We start from the raw sequence: 24,011 nt of genomic DNA on the forward strand, positions 1-24,011 counted from the left end.
TATTAAGCGACTTTAATTTTAAGCTTCACGACAAAAATATTCTTTTTATTTTTAAAAGAAAGTTTGTATTCATTTTTATTATAACCTAATTCCAGTCTTTTTTTGACATTTTCAATTCCTATGCCACTTGACTGGTTAAAATTGTCTGTATGTTGCGTAATTTCTGGCATTGGGTTGAAAATTGTAAAATGCAGATAATCGCCTTTTACTTTGAAGTTAATATTAATTATAACTTTACCCGTGTTTTTGTTGACACCATGTTTAAAGGCATTTTCAATAAAGGTCAATAATATTATTGGAGCAATTTCCTTATCATGGATATCACCGGAAATTGACATGTTTATTTCTAATCGATCATCATTTCTAATCCTTTCGAGATCCAGATAATTCTGAATACACAATATTTCATTTTCTAAAGTTTGTCTTTTACTTTTGGTATCATACAACATATAACGCATTAATTCAGAAAGTTTTATGACAACTTTTGGCGTTTTGTTTGATTTCTCAACAGCTAAAGAATAGATGTTATTCAGCGTATTAAAGAAAAAATGCGGAGAAATTTGAGATTTCAAAAAAAGCAATTCTGTTTCCAGTTGCGATTTTTCAAGATCCGTAACTCTTTTTTGTTCTTTTAAAAGATCATAGGTGATTTTAATTGCTGCCACAAAAGTGATTACATACAATTCTCCCATCATCATCTCAATGCTGTAATTGAGTGTCAGTTTGCTTATGACTTCTGGTCCTTCAGGCCAAACATTATGCGCTATTAATAAGTACGTAAGGTTGTATTTTAGAATCACCATTAAAAAAATAGAGGATAGAATCGCAACTACATACAGAAAATACTTTTTTCTATAAACCAGATAAGGCATAAAAATCAAAATATTCAGATAACATAAAGTCATATGAATAGGAAAACCCAGTAAATTTGTTTTTAAGGAATACCAGTAATCATTGAAATAGCTTCCCCAGCGAAAAGTATTAAATAAAAAGTAGGTAAGCCAAAAAAAGACATGATAACGCAACGGTATACGATAAAGTTTGCCAGAATTGAAATTCATGATAGGAGTGTTTTTTTGTGACTTTTTTTGATGTTTATCTTCGTTTATATGTCGTCCGTCTAAAATAGTTTTACCAAAAATCAAATTTGTTTAGATTTAGAGTTAAATTAAGATTGTTTTTATTTGAAGAAATCGGTCTTTTATTTTACTGCCAATTCTGATTGCAAGTTGTAAAATAAAAGTGTATAAAAATAAAAGTCGACATGATTTTTTTTAATCCTGTTTTCTTCACTAAATCAATTTACATAAAAAAACAATATAGTTATGTTAACGAAGAAACAATATCGCATCATCAACAGGTTTTTCCTGAGGATCTTAAAATCAATGTAGTACTAGTTTATTATAGAGATTACCAAACAAAATAACAATCACACAAAGCACCAAAAGAAGAAGTACAATTAACTAACCAACAAATAAATACTAAAATTAATGGATATCATTGACGTATCGATCATCGTAGCCTATATTCTGCTCTCAGTAGGAATAGGAATTTGGATTTCAAGAAAAGCATCAAAAGGATTAGATGATTATTTCCTTGGCGGAAAAACAATCAAATGGTATTTTTTAGGTTTGAGTAACGGATCAGGAATGTTTGATGTTTCAGGAACTTCCTGGATGATTGGAGTCCTGTTTTTATATGGAGTAAAAAGTTTCATGTTTATGTGGCTTTGGCCGATTTGGAATCAGATTTTTGTGATGATGTTCCTTGCGGTCTGGATCAGAAGATCAAAAGTAATGACTGGTTCTGAATGGATTTTAACCCGTTTTGGAAACGACAAAGCCGGAAAAGCATCTCATATTATTGTGGCCATTTTTGCCATAATTTCTACAATTGGTTTTATTGCTTACTTCTTTGAAGGAATTGGGAAATTCATAACTATTATTCTTCCCTGGGATTTAACGCTTCAGTATGGAGATTTAATTCTATTGACATCAGAGCGATCTTATGCTTTAATAATTATCTTTTTAACAACAATTTATACCGTTAAAGGCGGAATGTTTTCTGTAGTAGCTACAGAAGTGGTGCAATATCTAATTATGATTATTGCCAGTGTTTTGATCGCGGGTTATGCCTTTGTAAATTATACTGATATTCAGATCAACTCCGTAATCAGTGAAGAATGGAAAAATGTATTCTTCGGATGGCAGTTTGAAACCCAATGGAGTGAAAAGTTTCAGACTTTCAATAATTTAATTGATTCTGAAGGTTATAAAATGTTTGGCGCTTTTATCGGAATGACATTATTCAAAGGTTTTTTCGCCAGTGTTGCCGGACCAACACCAAGTTATGATTTACAAAGAATTCTGTCTACAAAATCGGTAAAAGAAGCGGCTTATATGAGTGGTTTTACGAATTTGATTTTGTTCATTCCAAGATATTTATTAATTACCGGAATTGTGGTAATTGCTTTGATAAACCTGGCACCAGAGCTAAATGCAAATACAGGTTTAACCGGAGCCGATTTAGAATTGCTAATGCCTAAAGTGGTGAACTTATATCTTCCTGTCGGAATAAAAGGACTTTTACTTGCCGGTTTATTGGCGGCATTTATGTCCGGGTTCTCTGCTTTTGTAAATGCAGGACCAGCTTATATTGTAAATGATATTTATAAAAAATACTTCAAACCGGTTGCCACAAACGCACATTATATAAAGGTGAGCCAGATTTCTTCTTTCATAGTTGTGGGTTTAGGTGTTTTTATGGGATTCTTTGCAGATTCTATTAATTCCTTAACCTTATGGATTACCAGCGCTTTGTACGGAGGTTATGTTGCAGCCAATTTTCTAAAATGGATTTGGTGGCGTTTTAATGGCTGGGGTTACTTCTGGGGAATGTTTGCAGGATTAATTGTAGCTTCTTTACAGTTTGTTTTAGGACAATACAAAGGAACTTTTACAGAAGGATCATTTTTGTTTGATTTGGCAGCTGTGCAGGCGATTTACTTATTTCCGGTGATATTTGGTTTCTCTATTTTGGGATGTCTTTTAGGAACTTTCTTAAGCAAACCAACAGACATGGATGTTTTAAGATCTTTCTACACCAATGTTAGACCTTGGGGCTGGTGGAGTCCGGTTTATAAAACATTAAAAATCGAAGATCAGACTTTCGAAAAAAATAATGATTTCTGGAAAGATATGCTGAATTGTGTTATCGGAATTGTGTGGCAATCCAGTATGATTTTGCTTCCGATTTTCTTCGTTATCAGAGATTATCCAAAAGCGATTATAGCGTTAGTAGTCTTTTTAGTGACTACAACAATCTTGAAATTTACATGGTTGGATAAAGTTCGGAAAATAGAGGATTAGCCTAGATAGAACAGTCGCAGTTTGGTCATCCTGAGGAACGAAGGATCACACACGGAACTCGACAAAGATTAACGATTTAGATTGCGGAGTTTCTAGTGTGATCCTTCGTTCCTCAGGATGACAAGATTGAGAACAAAGCTTTATATTATAAAAAACAAAAAACAACAAACAATAAAAAAGATGAGTACAATTCCTTGGCAAGACAGACCCGTAAATAGTAATGATGTAATGTGGAGATATTCTGAAAATCCTATTATAGAAAGATATGCTATACCATCGTCAAACAGTATTTTTAACAGTGCTGTTGTTCCATTTGGCGATGGCTTTGCGGGCGTTTTTAGATGTGATAACAAAGCGGTTCAAATGAATATTTTTGCTGGTTTCAGTAAAAACGGAATCGATTGGGACATTAATCACGAACCAATTGTAATGCAGTCCGGTAATACTGAAATGATCGAATCGGCATACAAATATGATCCTCGTGTGGTTTTTATCGAAGATCGTTACTGGATTACATGGTGTAATGGATACAACGGACCAACAATCGGAATTGGATATACTTTTGACTTCAAAGAATTTTTCCAATGTGAAAATGCCTTTTTGCCTTTCAACAGAAATGGTGTTTTGTTTCCACAGAAAATTAACGGAAAATACGCAATGTTAAGCCGTCCAAGTGATAATGGTCATACACCTTTTGGAGATATTTGGATCAGTTACAGCCCGGATATGAAATATTGGGGAGAACACCGTTTGGTGATGAAGCCAACTCCGTTTGAAGATAGTGCGTGGCAATGTACAAAAGTAGGAGCAGGACCAATCCCGATTCTTACAGAGGATGGCTGGCTAATGATTTATCATGGAGTTATTAATACTTGCAACGGTTTCCGTTATGCAATGGGATCGGCGCTTTTAGATGTCAATTCTCCGGATAAAGTAAAATACAGAACACAACCTTATTTATTAGGACCTGCGGAACTTTATGAAATGGTTGGAGATGTACCAAATGTAGTATTTCCTTGTGCTGCTTTGCACGATACAGAAGAAGATAAATTAGCTGTTTATTATGGTGCTGCTGATACAGTTGTGGCTATCGCATTTGGTAAATTAAGCGAAGTGGTGCAGTTTACAAAAGATAACAGTTTATAGAAAAAATATGCTTTTAAAATTTAGATGGTTAACGATTGCTTTAGGTGTTTTTTCGATAAGTGGCTATTCACAACCGAAAAAGGATGTTGTACCAAAAACGTATGTAGCTGCTAAAACTTCAACTCCAATTGTAATTGATGGAGAGGAAAGGGATGCTTCGTGGAATAAAGTAGAATGGACTGCTCTTTTTGAAGATATTGAGAATGATATAAAACCAAAATATGCAACCAAAGTAAAAATGCTTTGGGACGAAACCAACTTTTACATACTGGCAAAAATGGAAGAACCGCACGTTTGGGCTAATCTAAAACAACGTGATACCATTATTTTTTATAACAATGATTTTGAAGTTTTCATAGATCCCGACAGCGATACTTTTAACTATTATGAATTAGAAATTAATGCTTTAAATACAGCTTGGGATCTATTTTTAACAAAACCGTATAGAGAAGATGATAAAGTTGTTTTAAATGACTGGAATATTCCGGGTTTAAAATCGGCTGTAAAAATCAACGGAACTTTAAATAACCCAAATGATACTGATGAAGGCTGGATTTTAGAAATGGCTATTCCTTGGGCATCTTATAAAACATCTTATTTCGATCAAAATGTTCCTGTAGACAAATTCTGGAGAGTTAATTTCTCAAGAGTAAACTGGCAGCACGATATTAAAAATGGCAGTTATGAACGTAAGAAAGATACTGGCGGAAAATTTCTTCCGGAATACAATTGGGTGTGGTCGCCAATGGGCGTAATCAACATGCATGAACCTGAAAAATGGGGCTATGTTTATTTTTCTTCTAAAGAAGGAAAAGACAGTTTTGCAATTCCGAAGGATGAAAAAGTAAAATGGGAATTGTACACACTTTACCGCGCGCAGAAAGAATATCACGGAAAGCATAAAACCTGGGCAAAATCGGTAACAGATCTTACTAAAAAACCGATTGTTGTTGATGGAAAAGTATTAAAACCAGTACTTGAAAATCATGCCTCCGGATTTAATATTTCAGTAAAAAGTCCCTTTTCTAATAACACTTTAATTATAGAAGAAGACGGCAAAATAATATCAAAATAAACCACTATGAAATTACCAAAATTATTACTTTTTTTATTGGCACTAAGTATTTTTTCATGTGCAAAAAAAGAAGAACAAACCACTTTTAAATTTGGAGTCTGGACAACCGCAGACGCTAAAAAATCTGATGCAGATTACAAAAAAGAATTCAAAAAATACAAAGATGGCGGAATTGATGAAGTATTAATAAATACAGGAACTGATCCAAAACTTTTAAAAAGAATAGCACCTTTAGCAGCAAAAGAAGGACTAAAAGTGCACGCCTGGATTATGGCGATGAACAGACCCGGAGATTCAATTGCTTTGCAACATCCGGATTGGTATCAGGTAAGTAAAGAAGGAAAATCTTGTTTTGATAACCGTCCTTATGTAGATTATTATCAATGGTTATGTCCAACAAGAAAAGAATCAAGAGAGCACGTTTTACATTTAGTTGAAGAACTGGCAAAAGTAGAAGGAATCGAAAGCGTTCACTTAGATTACATTCGTTTCCCGGACATCTTTTTACCAATCAGTTTATTGCCAAAATACAACTTGGTTCAGGATGTAGAATTGCCTCAGTTTGATTTTTGTTATTGTGATGAATGTGTGAAAGCGTTTGAAAAAATCCATCATAAAAATCCAAAAACGAGCCATAATACTTCTATTGATATGGAGTGGAAAAACTTCAGACTTAATGCGATACAAGCTGTAGTTAATGACGCTTACAAAATTGTACACAAACACAATAAAAAACTAACAGCAGCCGTATTTCCTTATCCTGAAATGGCAGATCATATGGTACGTCAGCGTTGGGATAAATGGGATATTGATGAAGTATATCCAATGATTTATCATAGTTTCTATGACGAAGAAATTGACTGGGTTGGCTATGCAACAAAACAAGGTGTAGCCGATTTACAAGGCAAACAAACGAAAATTAATACGGGAATTTATATTCCGGGATTAAAATCGGACAAGGAATTAAAAGAAGCCATTTTATTAGCAAAAGAAAATGGTGCTGTAGGAGTTTCTTTTTTTGATGGTGGTGCTTTATCTGAAAGCAATCTGAAAACAATTAAGGAAACAAAAGCAAGTTTAAAAAATTAGTGGTTTTTTTATCAAATCCGGATGTCTGCAATTTTTGGTTAGTGTAGATATTCGGATTTTGATCAAAAGTAACTTTATATATTTGCAGGAACCATGATAGTAATTGTGGTTCTGTTTGTTTTTATTGAGATAGGATTCATTCTTTGTGAGTAAAGAGGGTGTTATACTATTTTTTTTGAAGAAATAAAATTTAAGATTCAGCACACAAGAATAAAAATTAAATAATGAAAAAAAACTGTATTCATAGCCACACTCACAATAGTTTCTATATTTTCTGTTCAGGCGCAGGAAAGTACTCCTTTTTGGCAAAATGAAAAAATCAATGAAGATAATAGAGAGCCGATGCACGCGGCCTATTATGTTTTTGAGAATGAAAAATCAGCAGCCAATAACGACTGGAAATCATCAAAAAACTATTTGGATATCAACGGAGCATGGAAATTTAAATATGTTGACAGCCCGGCAGATCTTCCGAAGGAATTTGAAAAAAGTAATTTTAACGACCAGTCATGGGATAATTTTAAAATTCCGGCAAGCTGGGATGTAAATGGTTATGGCTATCCGGTTTATGTAAATACCACTTATGATTTTGATTATTTAATGGCACCAAATCCGCCGTTTGTTCCAACAAAATTTAATCCAACCGGAGTTTACAGAAGAGAAGTTACCATTGATAAATCCTGGGAAGGAAAAGACATTTTTCTGCATGTTGGTGCAGCAAAATCAAACCTTACCGTTTGGGTAAATGGTGTTTATGTGGGTTATGGCGAAGATGGAAAACTGCCTTCTGAATTTAACCTAAACAAATATGTAAAAACCGGTAAAAACACGATCGTTTTGCAGGTAATGAAATGGAATGACGGTTCGTATTTAGAATGTCAGGATATGTGGAGAATGAGCGGAATTACACGTGATTCTTATTTAGTTGCGAGAAATAAAACCCATTTAAAAGATTATGAAATTATTCCGGATTTAGATCCTTCTTATGTGAATGGAAGCTTGAAAATTTCAACTGAATTTTCAAATTTAAATCAAAAAGACAATTATACTTTAGAGGTTCAATTAAAAGACGGAGATAAAATCATTACCTCAAAAGTGATTTCCGCTTTAAGCGAAAAACAAACGTTCGATTTTGCTGTAAATAATCCTAAAAAATGGAGCGCCGAAATTCCGAATTTATATCAGGTATCTTTTCTTTTAAAAGATAAAAAAGGAACTTTAATAGAGGTAATTAACCAAAATGTTGGTTTTAGAAAAGTAGAAATCAAAGGTGGACAGCTTTTAGTAAACGGAAAAGCCATTTATATAAAAGGAGTAAACCGTCATGAAGTTGATCCGGTAACGGGGCAAACAATTTCAAGAGAGCGCATGGAACAGGATATTAAGATCATGAAAGAATTTAATATCAATGCGGTGAGAATGTCGCACTATCCAAACGATGAATATATTTATGAATTATGCGATAAATATGGAATTTATGTGGTTGATGAAGCCAACATAGAATCACACGGAATGGGTTATGATATTACCAAAACCTTAGGTAATAAACCAGATTGGGAGCTGGCGCACTTACAGCGTATGCAGCGTATGGTAGAAAGGGATAAAAACCATACTTCTATAATTATCTGGAGTATGGGGAATGAAGCGGGTAACGGTTACAATTTTTACCGAGGTTATTTGTGGATTAAAAATCGCGATAAATCAAGACCAATTCAGTACGAAAGAGCTACAGCCGGAGCATGGGATGGAAAAGATTTGAAGTACGAATGGAATTCTGATATTATCGATCCAATGTACAGTTCACCTGATAAAATGGAAGAATATATATTGGCAAACCCAAATCCGTCAAGACCATATATTTTGTGTGAATACGCACATGCGATGGGGAATTCGATGGGGAATTTTAAAGATTATTGGGATATCATTCGAAAATATCCAAATTTACAGGGAGGTTTTATTTGGGATATGATTGATCAGTCGGTTTATAAAACAACTGCTGACGGAACCCGAATTTTGGCGTATGGTGGAGATTTTGGTCCCAAAGACATGAAAAATGACAACAACTTTGTAAACAACGGAGTTTTTACTGTAGAAAGAGAGCCAAATCCGCATGCTTTTGAAGTGCGAAATGTGTATCAAAATATTCTTACTACGTGGGAAAATAAAGAGACTGCAACTATAAAAGTTTACAATGAATTTTCATTTAAAGATTTAAGTAATGTAAGTTTGCATTGGGAATTAATTTTGGATGGAAAAGAGGTCGAAAGTGGTGTTATTGATAATTTAGAAATAAAATCTAATGAATCAAAATCGTATAAATTACCTGTTAATTTAGATGGAAAACAGTTTCAGGAAGCTTTTATAAATTTGACTTATCATATAAAACAAGACGAACCGTTTTTACCAAAAGATTTTCAGATTGCAACAGATCAATTGGCATTTAAAGGAAGCTGGAAAAACGATATTAAAATCGAAGGCGGTTCAAAAATAATGGTAGAGAAAAAAGAAAAAAGTACCGTATTTAAAAGTGATAAAACGGAGATTGCTTTTGATAAAAAAACGGGATTCATAAGTGGTTATTCATTCCAAAATCAGCCAATTATAAAAGAAGGCTATCAATTGCGTCCTAATTTATGGAGAGCGCCAAACGACAATGATTTTGGGGCCTATCTTCAGGAAAAATTAAAAGCATGGAAAGACGCAACAGAAAATCCGATGCTTGTAAATTGGGCTTATACCGTATCTAAAGACAATAAAATTAGTGTTACCGCAACATATGATTTACCTCAGGTTGCTTCAAAATTAGTTTTGAATTACGAACTTAGCGGCAGTGGAGAATTAAGCGTGAAAGAGCAAATCAATATTGATAAAGCAAAAGAACAGCCAATGCTGCCAAGATTTGGTATGGAAATAATTGTTCCGAAAGATTTTAACAATATGAGTTATTATGGAAGAGGACCCCATGAAAATTATATCGACCGTAATTACAGTTCGCAAGTCGGTCTTTATAATCAAACGGTTTCAGAGCAATATTATCCTTATATTCGCCCGCAGGAAACAGGAAATAAAACAGATGTTCGTTGGCTTGAATTATCAAACGACAAATTGAAGTTAACTGTAAAATCAGATGATTTGTTGTCAATAACAGCTTTACATTATCTAAACGAAGATTTAGATGACGGATTGAAAAAAGATCAAAGACACGCAGCCGAATTAAAAGAAAGAGATTTAACCAGTTTAAAGATCGATTACAAACAAATGGGAGTGGGAGGTATTGATAGCTGGCAAGCGTGGCCAATGGAAAAATATCTTTTGAAAGACAAAATTTATCAGTATCAATTTAAAATTACACCATCTTTAAAATAATAGTATGAGAACATTAAAACCATTATTTGTCTTAATCTTCTTAACCGTTTTAACTGCGGGTTACAGTCAAAAAGTCTACACGGAAAAAGACATTAAAATTATTCCGAAACCAACGCAGTTAGTAATTAACAAAGGTGTGTTTGAATTTTCTAAAAGCACAAAATTTATAGCTGTTACTGATTTTCAAAAGGAAATTTCAAATGCTCTTATAAATAAATTTGAAAAAGCAGGAGGATTTCGTCCTGAAGTATCTACCGCGACTCCGAATAGCAATTATGTACAATTTAAAGTGGATGAAACTTTAGAGAAAGAAGCGTATGTACTAGATGTAAATTCTAAATTCATTACCATTACCGCCAAAGGACAGGCAGGTTTTATTTACGGATTGGAAAGTATTCGACAGTTGCTTCCGGTAGTTATCGAAAGTAAAAATGTGATAGCAAAGCAAAAATGGCAAATTCCGAGTGTGGTTATCAATGATAAACCGCGTTTTCAATGGAGAGGTTTAATGTTGGATTTGTCACGTCATTTCTTCGATAAAAATTATATTCTGGCTACGATAGATCGTTTGGCCATGCACAAAATGAATGTTTTGCATTTGCATTTGGTTGATGATCAGGGATGGAGAATTGAAATTAAAAAATATCCAAAATTAACCGAAGTTGGTGCCTGGAGGGTCGATCAGGAGAATTTGTCATGGAATGCGAGACTTACCACAAATCCAGACGAAAAAGGAACTTATGGAGGATTTCTAACTCAGGAAGAATTAAAAGAAATCGTAAAATATGCGGCATCAAAAAACGTTGAAATTATTCCTGAAATCGAAATGCCGGCACACGTAAGCAGTGCAATTGCCGCTTATCCGGAACTGGCTTGTTTTGATCAGCGTATTGGAGTTCCGTCAGGAGGTTTATGGCCAATTACTGATATTTATTGTGCCGGAAAAGAAACTACTTTTGAATTTTTGCAAAATGTAATAGACGAAGTAATCACCATTTTTCCTTCAAAATACATTCATATTGGAGGTGATGAAGCAACTAAGACCAATTGGGAAAAATGTCCGCATTGTCAAAAAAGAATGCAGGAAAATGGTTTGAAAAACACCCATGAACTGCAAAGCTATTTTGTAAAAAGAATGGAGAAATACATCAATTCTAAAGGCAAAAAGATAATTGGCTGGGATGAAATATTAGAAGGCGGTCTGGCTCCTGATGCAACTGTAATGAGCTGGAGAGGAACCAATGGGGGCATTGAAGCGGCAGAACAAGGTCATGATGTTATTATGACACCGGAATCACCTTGTTATTTTAATTTTTATCAGGGGCCTCAAAATGAAGAACCTTTGGCTTTTGATGCATATAACCCATTAAACAAAGTTTACGAATTTGATCCTGTTGTACCTACTATGGCACCGGAGCAGGCAAAACATGTTTTAGGTGGACAAGCGAATTTATGGGCAGAACATCTTTCAAATCCAAGTGCTTCAGAATATATGATTTTCCCGAGACTGGCTGCTTTATCTGAAGTTTTATGGAGTCCAAAAGAAAGTCGCAACTGGAATGATTTTACTACAAGATTAGCTTCATTATTTCAGCGTTACAATTATTTAGGTATCAATTATGCAAAAAGTGCTTATTTAGTAACGGCTTCTTCAAGTGCAGATTTAGCTCATAAACAAATTAATATTACACTAAAAAATGAATTCCCAAATCCGGATATTCGCTATGTTATTGGCAATAAACCATTAGATCAACAGGCTTTAAAATATACCAATCCAATTCCGTTTAACGAAACAACGATTCTAAAAGCCTCCTTATTTCAAAATGACAAGCCAGTTGGAAAAACATTTACGGATACGATAGTTTTTCATAAAGCGGTGGCGCATAAAGTAAGTTACCTTACGCCATACAATGAAAATTACAAAGGCGATGGACCTTTTGGAATGGTAAATACAATTCGCGGTTCTAAAAATTTTCACGATGGACAATGGCAGGCCTGGTTAGTCAATGATATGGAAATTGTAATTGATCTTGAAAAACAAGAAAGCATACAGCAGGTATCGGTTGGAACACTGGAAAGTCAGGGAGCGGGAATTAATTTTCCTACACAAATAAAAGTGTTGGTTTCAAATGATAGTATCAATTATAAAGAAGTTGGAAAAGTGAGCCGTGCTTATGCGGCAAATCCAATTTCAGAATTAAAAGATTTTAAAATTGATTTTCAAAAACAAAATGCGAGATTTGTAAAAATAATTGCAGTTAACTTAAGAAAAAGTCCAAAGGGCGATAGTTCATGGTTATTTGTAGATGAAATAGTAGTGAATTAGAGTAGCTGAAGTAATAATAGCTAAAAAAGAAATGAGAAATACAACAATCCAAACAGCATGTTTTTTTTACATGCTGTTTTTTAGCATAAGTATTTTTGGGCAGCAGCCCGCAGATCTTGTGAATCCGTTTATAGGCACTTCAAATTATGGTGCTACATCTCCGGGACCAATCGCACCAAGAGGAATGGCAAGTATTAGTCCGTTTAATGTAGCGGGATCTAAAAACCGACCTTTAGAAAAAGACAGTCAATGGCTGTCTAATCCTTATGTAAATGAAAATACATTTTTAACCGGATTTAGTCAGGTGAATTTAAGCGGTGTAGGTTGTCCTGATTTGGGTGTGCTCTTGCTAATGCCGACGACCGGAGCGGTTGAAACCAATCATATGAAATATGGTTCTACTTATTCTAATGAAGTGGCCAAAACGGCTTATTATAGCGTAAATATTGATAAATATAAAGTTAAGGGAGAATTTACGGCTTCGAAAAGAGTAGGAGTAAGTAAATTTACTTTTCCAAAAGGACAATCTAATATTTTACTGAATCTTGGTTTAGGATTGACAAATGAAGAAGGAGCGATGGTAAAAGTGGTTTCTCCAACAGAAATAGAAGGAATGCGTACTGTTGGTTCGTTTTGTTATAATAGTCCTGAAGAAGCATATCCGGTTTATTTTGTAGCTAAATTTTCAAAACCGGCGAACCATTATGGAGTTTGGAAAAAAACACCAAAATATGAAGGTGTAGAAGCACAATGGATGGGGTACAATGGTAAAACCCGAATGATGAAAAATACCATTAAAACAGTTGTTGGAGATAGTATCGGAACTTATTTTACGTATGAATTTGATAAAAAAGAAACAGTTGAAGTTAAAATTGGAGTTTCTTATGTTAGTATTGAAAATGCCCGTGAGAATTTAGAAAAAGAAACCGGAGGTAAATCATTTGACACTGTTTATAAAGAAACGTATGATGAATGGAATAAGGAACTTTCTAAAATTTTAGTTGAAGGTGGTTCCTATCAGGATAAAGTTATTTTTTATACGGCATTGTATCACACTTTAATTCATCCTAATACTTTAAATGATAGTAATGGAGAATATCCCCGAATAAAAAGAACTAAGATTGGAAAAACTGCAGATACACGTTATACAGTATTTTCTTTGTGGGATACGTATCGAAACATGCATCCGTTAACTTCTTTGGTTTATCCTAAGCAACAATCGGATATGATAAAAAGCATGTTGGAAATGTATGATGAAAACGGCTGGTTACCAAAATGGGAATTAAATTCAACAGAAACCTTTACAATGGTTGGCGATCCTGCAAGTATAGTTATTGTAGATGCCTGCTTAAAAGGAATTCAGGATTTTGATATTTACAAAGCCTACCATGCCATGTTAAAAGGTGCAGATCAAATTGAAGATAATCCCTTGCGTCCCGGGCTTAAAGAATATCTCGACAAAGGATATTTATCAACCAATTATCCTGGACCTGTTTCTACAACGTTAGAATATAATACTTCAGATTATGCGATTTCACTTTTAGCGAAAGCTTTAGGTGAAAAAGAAGATTTTAAGCGTTTTAGTAAACGTTCCTTATCGTACCGAAAATTATATGACAAAGATTTAAAATTACTTCGACCAAGAACTGCTACCGATAAATGGTATGAACCTTTTGATCCTGAAGCAGGAGCTAATTTTCAGGCCAATGTTGGCTTTATTGAAGGTAATGCGTGGCAATACGCTTTTATGGTACCACACGATATCAGGGGATTGATAAAATTAATGGGCGGTGATAAACCTTTCTCTGATCAATTGCAAAAAGTTTTTGATAGCAAACAATTTGATATGGCAAACGAGCCGGATATTGCTTATCCTTATTTATTCAATTACATAAAAGGTGAGGAGTGGAAGAGTCAGGATATGGTAAAGAAATTAGTGGCAGCATATTTCAAGAATGAACCAAAAGGATTACCCGGAAACGACGATACAGGAACTATGTCGGCCTGGCTGGTGTATTCTATGATGGGATTCTATCCAATATCACCCGGAGATCCAATTTATACCATTACAACGCCAATGTTTGATAAAATAACGATTCAATTAGATCCAAGATATTACAAGAAAGAAAATATCGTAATTCAGCGAGAAATCAATACTGATGGAAAAGTTAAAGACATTCAGTTAAATGGAAAAAGCCTGAATAGTTTCTTTATTTCACATGATGATTTTGTAAATGGAACTACCTTGAAAGTGATTCAGGAATAATAAGAATAAAGAATATAGAATAAAGAAAATAGAATAAAAAATAAAAAATAACGAATAACGAATAACGAATAACGAATAACGAATAACGAATAACGAATAACGAATAACGAATTTAAGCTTAGCCACTTAGAATCTTAAAAAAAAGTCCATTCGCTGCGGCGAATGGACTTTTTTGTCTTTATCTAACTATGTAAAAGAAACAGGATTATTTCGTTTTTACACCAATTTCAGCAACAGTAATATATTTTCCATCTACACTGGTCTTTCCAATGAATTTAATATATCTGGCTTTCGCCGATGCTTTTAAAGTGATGTTTTGCTCCACCGGATTACTTTTGATATTAGCAAATTCACCTTCTGCAACAGTTTTCCAGGTGATATTATCTGTACTTACTTCCCATTGGTAATTTTTTACAATTCCACCCGTTCCATTTTGACGAGGCAAGTACGATAAAGATGTGATTTCCATTTCTTGTCCCATATCAATAACCATGGATTGTGGTAAAGGCGTTAAGGACGTATTATCAGCCGTACTCCAAAAAGTTTCAGTATTTTCATCAATAGCGTTTAATGCTTTTTCCTTTTCCTCATTTTCAAAACTAGCGGTAACTATTTTCCAGTCTTTTTTGTAAACATTGAAGGCTTGAACTACAGTTTCACTTGATTTCATGTCTGTTCCAAATGATTTTACTTTCACATCACCTGAGGTTAAAAATGGAAATGGACTTACATAAATTGGAGATTGTACAGTAGGTTCTGTTCCGTCAATTGTATAACGGATTTGGTGTACGGGTGTTTCAGTAGTGATAGAAACATTCCCATCTTTATCTCTTTTAATTTTTGGAAGTGCTAAATGTTCAGGCTCCCTAAACACACCGACATCGCTTAAAGCAATACAAACTGGAGATTCTTTAATACTAATTCTCAATTTTGAAGTTGTGATATAATTTGGTAAACGGACCAATCGGTTGGCACCAATACTGGTAGCTTCGCCTACTTTTTTCCAAATTCCATTGATAAAAGCATCAATTTCGATTTTTTCAATGCGTTGACCCAATTTGATGTTTTCTCTTAAACGAATGATATTAAACGTTTGTGCTGTTTTCCATTCTAAAGTCAGGGTTGCTTTTTTTACTTCATCACTGGTTGCCCAATATGAATAACGGTCGTTATCAGTAAGATTTTTGGTTCCGAAAAATATTTGATTTTCACCTCGAATTTCCGAAGCCGTAATCACAGCCGATTGTGCAAGATTATCTGTAAATAATTTCTTCAGAAAATCACCGAAATCTTTCAAAGCCTTAACATCATTTTGATGTAATACACCGTCAGTATTTGGTGCAATTCCAATATCCATACCAGCGCCTCTTCCAACAGATTTTAAGTAAATTTCGAATAACTCCGAAACTGATTTTACATTATTGTCTTCATTGGCATGATAAAACCAGCCATTTCTAAGAGGTACATCACATTCAGCTGGTTTCCAGAACTTACCGTTTCGTGTTCCGCCCTGAGCTTTCTCCGAATCTGTTTCTCCGGGAACAGCTACTGCTTTGCCCGCTATTGGTTCTGGAGTAAAAGTTGCCCAGGAAGTTTCATTAGCAAAACCTCTTTCATTTCCAACCCAGCGCACATCGCCATTATCAGCAAAAATAACAGCTCCGGGTTGTAATTCATGAGATATTCCCCAGGTTTTATCCCAGCCGTAATACGTAGATCGGTCAATGCTTCTTTTCTCGTTTTTACCGCCATAATAACCGTCGCCGCCATTTGCACCATCAAACCAGGTAATGAATAAGTTGCCATAATTGGAATACAATTCTCTTAACTGATTTCGGTATTTTTCTACATATTCAGGTTTTCCATAATCTTCATTGTTTCGATCCCAAGGTGAGCAATAGAGCCCGAATTTCATTCCGGCCTTACGTGCTGCAACTTCAAATTCTTTTACCATGTCACCTTTTCCATTACGAAAAGGGCTTGCACTAATGTTGTAAGCTGTTGTTTTCGTTGGCCATAAACAAAACCCGTCATGATGTTTGGCCACAAAAATTACACCTTTAAAACCACCATCTTTGGCAGCGTTCACAATTTGGCTCGCATCAAATTTTGCAGGATTAAAAATTTTAGGATCGGCATCGCCATATCCCCATTCTTTATTCTGAAAAGTGGTTGGCGTAAAATGCACCAAAACATATTGTTCCAATTCCTGCCAACGCAATTGCGGTTCAGTTGGCAAAGCCCCATAAGGAGCCGGAGGGCCAACTCTCTGTGCCGAAATTGACAAAAAGACAAAACATCCTAAGAAAGTTAATACTAGTTTTTTCATTTGATCTTATATCAATTATTGCGTTATTTTAATGACCACCGCTTCCTGATTGGCTAATGAAGTTCTCAATTCTTTTGGGATGGTGACAACGATTCCGTCATTCACTTTTTTACTGGTCAATTTTTGTTTGTTGTTCAGTAAAGAAGCTTTTAAATTTCCTTTAATATCAGTTTTGATGCTGATTTCCGCCGGTAATTCTTTTTCGTCTTTGGCAGGCATATAAATTCCGTAAATCGACTTTCCTTTCTGTGTATAACCAACTTTTCCATCTAAATATGGGGCAACAGGTTTAGTATCGTAAATAGCTTCACCATTTACTGATAACCATTTTCCAACGTTAGCTAAAGTTGTTTCAATTTTTGGATCAAATTCTCCTTTAGCATCTGGTCCAACACCTAATAATAGATTTCCCCCTTTTACCACTATACTGGTCATCAATTGAATTACTTCTTTTGAAGATTTGTAATTGTCGTTTGGCACCCATCCCCAGGCTCCTCCAAGAGTAATACAACTTTCCCAAGGCACACTTAATGGTTTCTCTGGCGTTTTTTGCTCAGGCGTTAAATAATTCTCATATTCGCTCGGAACCCAACGATCTACAACCAACATTCCGGGTTGTTTTTTGCGGGCTGTTTCGGATATTAATTTCATGTTGATATCCATATCATAAGGATATTTACAAAAATCTTCTACTTTTTTATTGATAGTTGATAACGGTCGAACCCAACAGCCATCCAGCCAGAGAATATCAACTTTTCCATAATTGGTAGTCAATTCGTTCAACTGATTTTGTGTGTATTGTACATAACTTTGCCATCTTTCCGGGAATTTTTGGATATCGTAAGTAGGGTTTCTGTCTTTTGGAGGATAATACGACCACCAAAAGTTCTCTGTAGTCCAGTCCGGTTTTGAGAAATAAACGCCCACTGCCAGTCCTTCTTTTCTTGAAGCATCCAAAACGTCTTTTAAGACATCGGCTTTAGGATTTTTAGCATACGGCAATTTCGGATTGGTGATTTTAAAATCTGTAAATTTAGAATCATACATACAGAATCCATCGTGATGTTTCGATGTAAAAATCATATATTTTGCTCCGGCATTTTTGAACATTTTGGCCCATTTTTCAGAGTTTAAATTCGTCGGATTTAATTTAAATTTGGTATTTCTGTAATCCGTAGCATATTTGTAATAATCGTCATAGCCGTCTCTGGTGACCCAATCTTCCGGAGCCAGGCCCCAGGATTCTACAATTCCCAACTGAGAATAAAGTCCCATGTGAATTAGTACTCCAAATTTGTAACCCTGCCATTTGTCCAGATTAGCTTTTACTAAAGGATCTTTTGTCCACACATAACCCGCTTCTTCTGATTTGTCAGCTTTCATACTGAAATCGCCCTGTGCATGAACTGAAAGTGCACTGGCACAGACAAATGCTGTATATAATAATTTGAATCTATTTTTCATTTTTATATCTTTTTAATGAGTACTTGTTTTCGATTACTTTATGTAAAACTCAGGATTGATCAACTTGTTCCCGGTTTCGTCATAAACAGCATAGTTAAAACCACTCTGTACGCAATAAGAACCGTAATCCCCTTTTTTGTTCAAAGCAATAAATCCAACCTGAATATCTTTTAAATCTTTGTTTCTGTTTTTCATCAGTTTCACGACTCTCATAACGGCTTCTTCACATGCTTTTTGAGGAGATTTTCCCTGACGCATCAATTCAACAACCAAATGACTTCCTGAAATTCTAATTACTTCTTCACCGTGACCCGTTGCAGTTGCGGCACCAATTTCGTTATCTACATATAAACCAGCACCAATAATAGGAGAGTCTCCTAAACGGCCGTGCATTTTGAAAGCCATTCCGCTAGTAGTACAAGCTCCTGAAAGATTTCCATCAGCATCTAAAGCAATCATTCCGATGGTATCATGATTTTCAATATTAGCAATTGGTTTGTATTCCGAAGTTTTTAGCCATTCTTTCCATTCTCTTTCAGAATCGGGAACTAATAGATTTTCTTTTGGAAAACCTTGTGCTAAAGCAAATTGAAGTGCTCCATCGCCAACTAACATTACGTGTGGTGTTTTTTCCATCACAGCACGCGCAACAGAAATAGGATGTTTAATAAATTCCAGACAACCTACAGAACCAATATTAGACATTTCGTCCATGATGCAGGCGTCTAAAGTTACGCGTCCGTCTCTGTCAGGTCTTCCTCCATACCCAACACTTCTTTCTGTTGGATCACCTTCCGGAATTTTAACTCCTGCCTCTACAGCATCCAGGGCGCGCCCACCTTTTTTTAATACTTCCCAGGCAGCTTCATTGGCCTTTAAACCAAAATTCCAGGTAGAGAGTACAATTGGTTTTCTTATTTTTCCGGCGGAAAGAGTATTGTGATCTTCGTCTTCTTCTGATTTCCCAGTGAAAGAGCTCAGCGCCACAGCAGCCGAAGCCATTGCAGCGGTTTTTAGAAAATTTCTACGATTGTTCATATGTTGTATCTTTTTATTTTGCTTTTGTTGTTAAAAATAAGTGTTTTTATTTAATTACTAAATCGTATTAGTAAAATAATTTGCTACACTATTTTGTACTTTTTGTTTTCTTTAAAATTTCAATAGAAAATCCTTTCTCTCTGGATTTGCCTTTTGTTTTTTAAATTAAAAAAACTCTAACGTTTTGGTTGACCAGTTATTATCAAAGAAGCCACTCACTTTCATATCTGGCAATCCATTCAAAAGCAAATTAGCTTTAAAAATCATAACATCGGGAAAACCTGTAATTCCGGAAATATAATTGTTTGCCCAGGTTGCTTTCATTCCTTTTTCTGAAGTTCCGGCAACAACGCCTACCATGGCTGTTTTACTGTCTTTTCTTGGAACTACAAAATAGGCAGCCAAATCATCTCCTTTTAACACTTTATCACCAACTCTTATTTGTTGATTGTCAATCTGAATTGGAGCATTTTTCAATAGTAATTTCCAGGCGCTGTTGTTTGATGCATTTCCATAAATTACCACGTTTCTGTCTTTGTATTTTTCTAATGAAAATTCTTTGTCTGCAATCACATCGATACTTCCATTTCCTCTGTAATAAAAAGTTTCTGCGTCAAAACGGGCTCTGTTTAAATACCATTCACGATCTGATTCGGAACCACCTGTCGCATATACAAAAACGACATTATTATCGAAGGCAAACTTGAATCCGCCCTGACGTTCAGCATATTTTTCAGCTGTGTTGATTTCGTTTATGAAAGCCCATTTACCATCTTTTAAATTCAGAATAGCTTTTTTATCTGAAGTTGTTTTTACAAGCTGATCATCAATATTTAATGTAATTTCTCCTTTTAAATCTAAAGAAGCCAAATCAAGTTCCATTATCGAAACATTTACCGTTTTGATGTTAATTTGCTGTTTATCAATTTTTGCATTGATATTAGAAAAATCAAAAGGGTGAATCTGCTGTTGTAATTTGATCCAGTAATCAGTTGAAGAAACTGCCGGAGTTGCGGTGTGAAAATCAATTTCTTTAACTTCTTTATTGGTTGGAATCGTTTGACGTTTGAAGAATTCAAATATCGGAAACCAATCAACCGAATGATCACCATACCAATGTTCGCCACCAAGATATTCATAATAACAAAAGTTAGGATGAAAAGTGCCTAAAATCTGGCGCATTTCCCGCACTTGCGAAATCGGAACAGTCGAATCGGCATCGCCATGCAGCATATAAACTCCTGTTTGTTTTAGGTTTTGAACAATACTTTTAACACGGCCAGAATTAGCCGAACGTTTGATTGGTTCAAATGCTTTGAACATATCATGCATTTCATCGCCTTTATCAAATCCGTACATTGAAATGTCAGGGTAGGAGGCACAAGGAGCAATGGCTGCAAATTTACCAGGATAGGTTGTTCCCAGAAACCAGGTGCCGTGTCCGCCCATGGAGTGACCACTTAAATAGGTTTGGGCCGGAATAGTATTAAAAACTTTTTTGGCTTCGGCTAAAACTTCCAGCGCATCAATTCTTCCCCAATCTTCCCAGTTAAAACCAAAAGGACGACGATTTGTAGCGGCGACAATATGGACCCAATCTTTTTGTTTGTAGGCTCTTGCCTGATTTCTGGCTTCGACCGAAGCACCGTGAACAGAAAGAACCAATGCTTTTGGTCCAGTGCTCAATGCCGGGGCGATACTATAATATTGAACACTGTTATCAACTTTACTTACAAAAGTTCGTTCATGATGAACAGTCGCAGATCGTTGTTGGATTGTGATTTCTGTTTTGTCGATTACTTTTCCATTTTTATTTGCAAGTGTTATTTCCATTTTTAATTCTCCTGTAAAATCGGCTTTTGCAGCCGGAACTTTAAATTTTACTTTTCTGACAAACATAGGCATGATGGCATCTGTTGCATAAGTAGCTTTTTCTCCGCTTGATAAAGTAGCTGTGATTACAAGATTTTTCAACTCTTTTTCAGTCGCGTTGATTACACGAACGGAAGCCCATTTCTCATCTTTTTCGCCATTAATAACGTCAGGAAGTGTCAAATCACGTTTGGTAAACTGAATGCTTTTTGAAGGAACAATAATTTTTGATTTCACACGACCAAAACGACCTTTGGTATAAATAAATTCATTTACGCCTTTTCGGAGTTTAAAAGGAATCAAAGAATATCCAAAATCATAATGATCACCTTCATGCGGCAGACCGTTTATATAAGTACGTGTGCCTCCCGTAGTTTCTAAGAGAACAATTTGTTCTTTTGAAGCAGTATATTGGGTATAAAGAAAAGCTGATCTCATAGGCTTTCCGCTGAAAACTTTTGCAGAGTCTACATTGATTTCCTGCCAGTCTCCTTTTTTTTTATTCGGATTTACAAATTTACCAACCGCATATTGCCAGGCTATAGGATCTTGTCCATTAAAAAGGGTTCCTGTTTTATTTTCGGTTTGCAGTGTAAATCCATTTATAAATTGATATAAAACATTTCCTTCGGCTGTACTAACGATTTTTTCTTTTCCAAAATATTCTACAACATTTCCGGTCGTTTTTGTCTGTGCAATCGAATTTATGCATGACATAATCAAGAAAATCAAGAGTCCTTTTTTCATTTTTTCGGGTATAATTTTTTTATTTTATTCCAATTTTTCAGACTTTTACTAAATCGTTTTACTTAAAAAATAATAAAATTGATGATTTAACAATTTATTTCCGATAATTTTACATTTTTTTAAATTTATTAAATCGATTTAGTAATGCCTTAAAGATTTTTTGCTATTTTTGTTTTTTATGAAATATAAAATTATATCTAAATTAATTTAATAAATACTCCAATTTTATCCTTATTTAGTTATTAATTATCATTGTTATTCTAAAAATGAAAATTGTTAAAACAAATATCGCTTCTTATACAAATACGTCACTATCTGTGTTTTCACGTGAGGAATCTTTTTTCCAATCGCCTTTTCATTCGCACCCGGAATTTGAGTTGGTTTATATCTTAGAAAGTCACGGAAAACGTATCATTGGAAATTCTGTAGAATGTTTCGAATCCGGAGATATGGTTTTTCTGGGAGATGATATTCCACATGTTTGGCTTAATGATGAAATTTTTTATAAAGGAATAAATAGTTTAAAAGCTAAAGCTATAGTGATTTATTTTAGCAGAGATCTTTTTGGAGATTCTTTTTATGAATTACCGGAAGCGCTGGAAGTCAAAAAGTTTTTTTCTCAGGCCATAAAAGGTGTATCTATTACCGGACAAACTAATGCAATCATTTCTAAAAAGATGGAAAAACTGCTCAAAAAGAAAGGTTTTGAAGTCGTTATGGGACTGATTGAAATTTTATTTCTTTTATCAAAAAGCAAAGATCTTAGGTATATCAATGATGATTCGTATGTTTCTGTCAGCGACGAAAATAAAAATGATCGGCTTGCTGCTGTTTTTCAATATGTAAAAACAAATTATAAAGAAGAAATATCACTTGATGAAATTTCTAAAATCGCTAATCTCACGCCTACGTCTTTTTGCAGAATGTTTAAAGCCAAAACCAAAAAACCATTTGTAGAATACCTTAATGAAATCAGGGTTTCAAATGCTTGTAAATATTTAATTGAAACCGATTTGGGAATTTCTGAAATTGCTTACGAATGTGGTTATAAAACAGCTTCCAACTTCAATAAGCTGTTCAAAAAATTAATTGGAACAACTCCAAAGGAATATCGAAAAAATGCTTTAGTTTAAGATTGGAGAATTCTTCTTTTTTAATTAAAATAATATTAGGCAGTGATGCAATATCATTTTGTTAGATCTGTTTTGTTTTTTAATATGTTTTTTTGAATCTTTATTTTGTAAATAATCTTTATTTTTTTAGTTCCTAAATTATTTCTAAAATGTGCAGCTATTTCTCGTTTAATTGTGAAATTAATTATAAAGATAATAATTGCTTAATTAATGATAATTTTGAGCTAATATTTAATATAATAATGAAATAATTTTATTTTTTTGAGATTGTGTCAAAATGTTGTACATGAGCATGTAAAACGTTTTAGTGAATCAGCTTCCTTTCATTAATAAATGGAGAAAGCAAAAAGCATCTCATGTTTGGCAAATTTGTCAATTGTTTAATCACTCATTTTTAGGTTTTAAGCGTAAATTTTTAAATAGAATAATTATGGTAACTCAAAAATATTGCTTCGCATTAGATTTGATTGACGATCCGGGTTTAATCGCTGAATACAAAAAATATCATGAAAAGATCTGGCCGGAAATCACAGAAAGTATTGTCAATTCCGGGATTGAAAATCTTGATATTTATTGCGCAGGCAACAGAATGTTTATGATCATCGAGGCGAACGAAACTTTTACTTTTGAAAGAAAAGGGGAGATGGATGCTAATAATCCGGTGGTTCAGAAATGGGAAGAACTCATGTGGAAATATCAAAAAGCATTGCCAGGAGCGAAACAAGGTGAAAAATGGATGTTGATGGAAAAAATATTTGACCTGCATAAGAATAAATAATCGATTTGATGGCA

General features: G+C 34.5%; 14 protein-coding genes. 9 read left to right on the forward strand and 5 right to left on the reverse strand.

What is annotated here, in order from left to right:
* Nucleotides 1-2 precede the first annotated feature (2 nt).
* Nucleotides 3-1,061, reverse strand: coding sequence for a sensor histidine kinase (locus IHE43_RS12850; protein WP_192184253.1), 1,059 nt, complete (start codon nucleotides 1,059-1,061; stop codon nucleotides 3-5).
* Nucleotides 1,062-1,490: 429 nt separating this feature from the next.
* Here IHE43_RS12850 and IHE43_RS12855 point away from each other — a divergent pair, with 429 nt between their 5' ends.
* The 7 genes from IHE43_RS12855 to IHE43_RS12885 all read left to right on the forward strand — a co-directional run bounded on the left by IHE43_RS12855 (nucleotide 1,491) and on the right by IHE43_RS12885 (nucleotide 14,636).
* Nucleotides 1,491-3,368, forward strand: a complete 1,878-nt coding sequence (locus IHE43_RS12855) for a sodium:solute symporter family protein (RefSeq protein WP_192184254.1) — start codon at nucleotides 1,491-1,493, stop codon at nucleotides 3,366-3,368.
* A 180-nt stretch (nucleotides 3,369-3,548) separates the two neighbouring features.
* Entirely contained in the window at nucleotides 3,549-4,514 is a 966-nt protein-coding gene (locus tag IHE43_RS12860; protein WP_305038513.1) for a glycoside hydrolase family 130 protein, read from the forward strand.
* A 7-nt stretch (nucleotides 4,515-4,521) separates the two neighbouring features.
* Nucleotides 4,522-5,589: a carbohydrate-binding family 9-like protein gene (locus IHE43_RS12865; RefSeq protein ID WP_192184255.1), complete on the forward strand. Its 1,068-nt coding sequence runs from the start codon at nucleotides 4,522-4,524 to the stop codon at nucleotides 5,587-5,589.
* Nucleotides 5,590-5,595: 6 nt separating this feature from the next.
* On the forward strand, nucleotides 5,596-6,678 hold the full coding sequence (locus IHE43_RS12870) for a putative glycoside hydrolase (protein WP_192184256.1): 1,083 nt from the start codon (nucleotides 5,596-5,598) through the stop codon (nucleotides 6,676-6,678).
* Between the two features lie 342 nt (nucleotides 6,679-7,020).
* Nucleotides 7,021-10,044, forward strand: coding sequence for a glycoside hydrolase family 2 TIM barrel-domain containing protein (locus IHE43_RS12875; RefSeq protein ID WP_225585090.1), 3,024 nt, complete (start codon nucleotides 7,021-7,023; stop codon nucleotides 10,042-10,044).
* Nucleotides 10,045-10,048: 4 nt separating this feature from the next.
* Entirely contained in the window at nucleotides 10,049-12,370 is a 2,322-nt protein-coding gene (locus IHE43_RS12880) for a beta-N-acetylhexosaminidase (protein ID WP_192184257.1), read from the forward strand.
* Between the two features lie 31 nt (nucleotides 12,371-12,401).
* Complete coding sequence (locus tag IHE43_RS12885; RefSeq protein WP_192184258.1) at nucleotides 12,402-14,636, forward strand: GH92 family glycosyl hydrolase; 2,235 nt, start codon at nucleotides 12,402-12,404, stop codon at nucleotides 14,634-14,636.
* Between the two features lie 205 nt (nucleotides 14,637-14,841).
* On the opposite strand, the gene IHE43_RS12890 is transcribed toward IHE43_RS12885, so the two are convergent.
* From IHE43_RS12890 to IHE43_RS12905, 4 genes are all read right to left on the reverse strand, one after another.
* Nucleotides 14,842-16,965, reverse strand: coding sequence for an alpha-L-fucosidase (locus IHE43_RS12890; RefSeq protein WP_192184259.1), 2,124 nt, complete (start codon nucleotides 16,963-16,965; stop codon nucleotides 14,842-14,844).
* Nucleotides 16,966-16,980: 15 nt separating this feature from the next.
* Nucleotides 16,981-18,429 (reverse strand): alpha-L-fucosidase, encoded by a 1,449-nt coding sequence (locus IHE43_RS12895; protein ID WP_192184260.1) that lies wholly within the window; start codon nucleotides 18,427-18,429, stop codon nucleotides 16,981-16,983.
* A gap of 33 nt (nucleotides 18,430-18,462) precedes the next feature.
* Nucleotides 18,463-19,467, reverse strand: a complete 1,005-nt coding sequence (locus IHE43_RS12900) for an isoaspartyl peptidase/L-asparaginase family protein (RefSeq protein ID WP_192184261.1) — start codon at nucleotides 19,465-19,467, stop codon at nucleotides 18,463-18,465.
* Nucleotides 19,468-19,632: 165 nt separating this feature from the next.
* Nucleotides 19,633-22,086 carry an alpha/beta hydrolase-fold protein gene (locus IHE43_RS12905; RefSeq protein WP_225585092.1) on the reverse strand — a complete coding sequence of 818 codons (2,454 nt, stop codon included), beginning with the start codon at nucleotides 22,084-22,086 and terminating at the stop codon, nucleotides 19,633-19,635.
* Nucleotides 22,087-22,352: 266 nt separating this feature from the next.
* Between IHE43_RS12905 and IHE43_RS12910 the strand changes: the two genes are divergently transcribed.
* Together IHE43_RS12910 and IHE43_RS12915 are read left to right on the forward strand one after the other, a co-directional pair.
* Nucleotides 22,353-23,219 (forward strand): AraC family transcriptional regulator, encoded by an 867-nt coding sequence (locus IHE43_RS12910; protein ID WP_192184262.1) that lies wholly within the window; start codon nucleotides 22,353-22,355, stop codon nucleotides 23,217-23,219.
* Nucleotides 23,220-23,649: 430 nt separating this feature from the next.
* A complete protein-coding gene (locus tag IHE43_RS12915; RefSeq protein ID WP_192184263.1) occupies nucleotides 23,650-23,997 on the forward strand; it encodes an L-rhamnose mutarotase in 348 nt (115 codons plus the stop codon).
* Nucleotides 23,998-24,011 lie beyond the last annotated feature (14 nt).

Source organism: Flavobacterium sp. MDT1-60 (assembly GCF_014844035.1).
In the GTDB taxonomy this organism is placed as follows: Bacteria; Bacteroidota; Bacteroidia; order Flavobacteriales; family Flavobacteriaceae; genus Flavobacterium.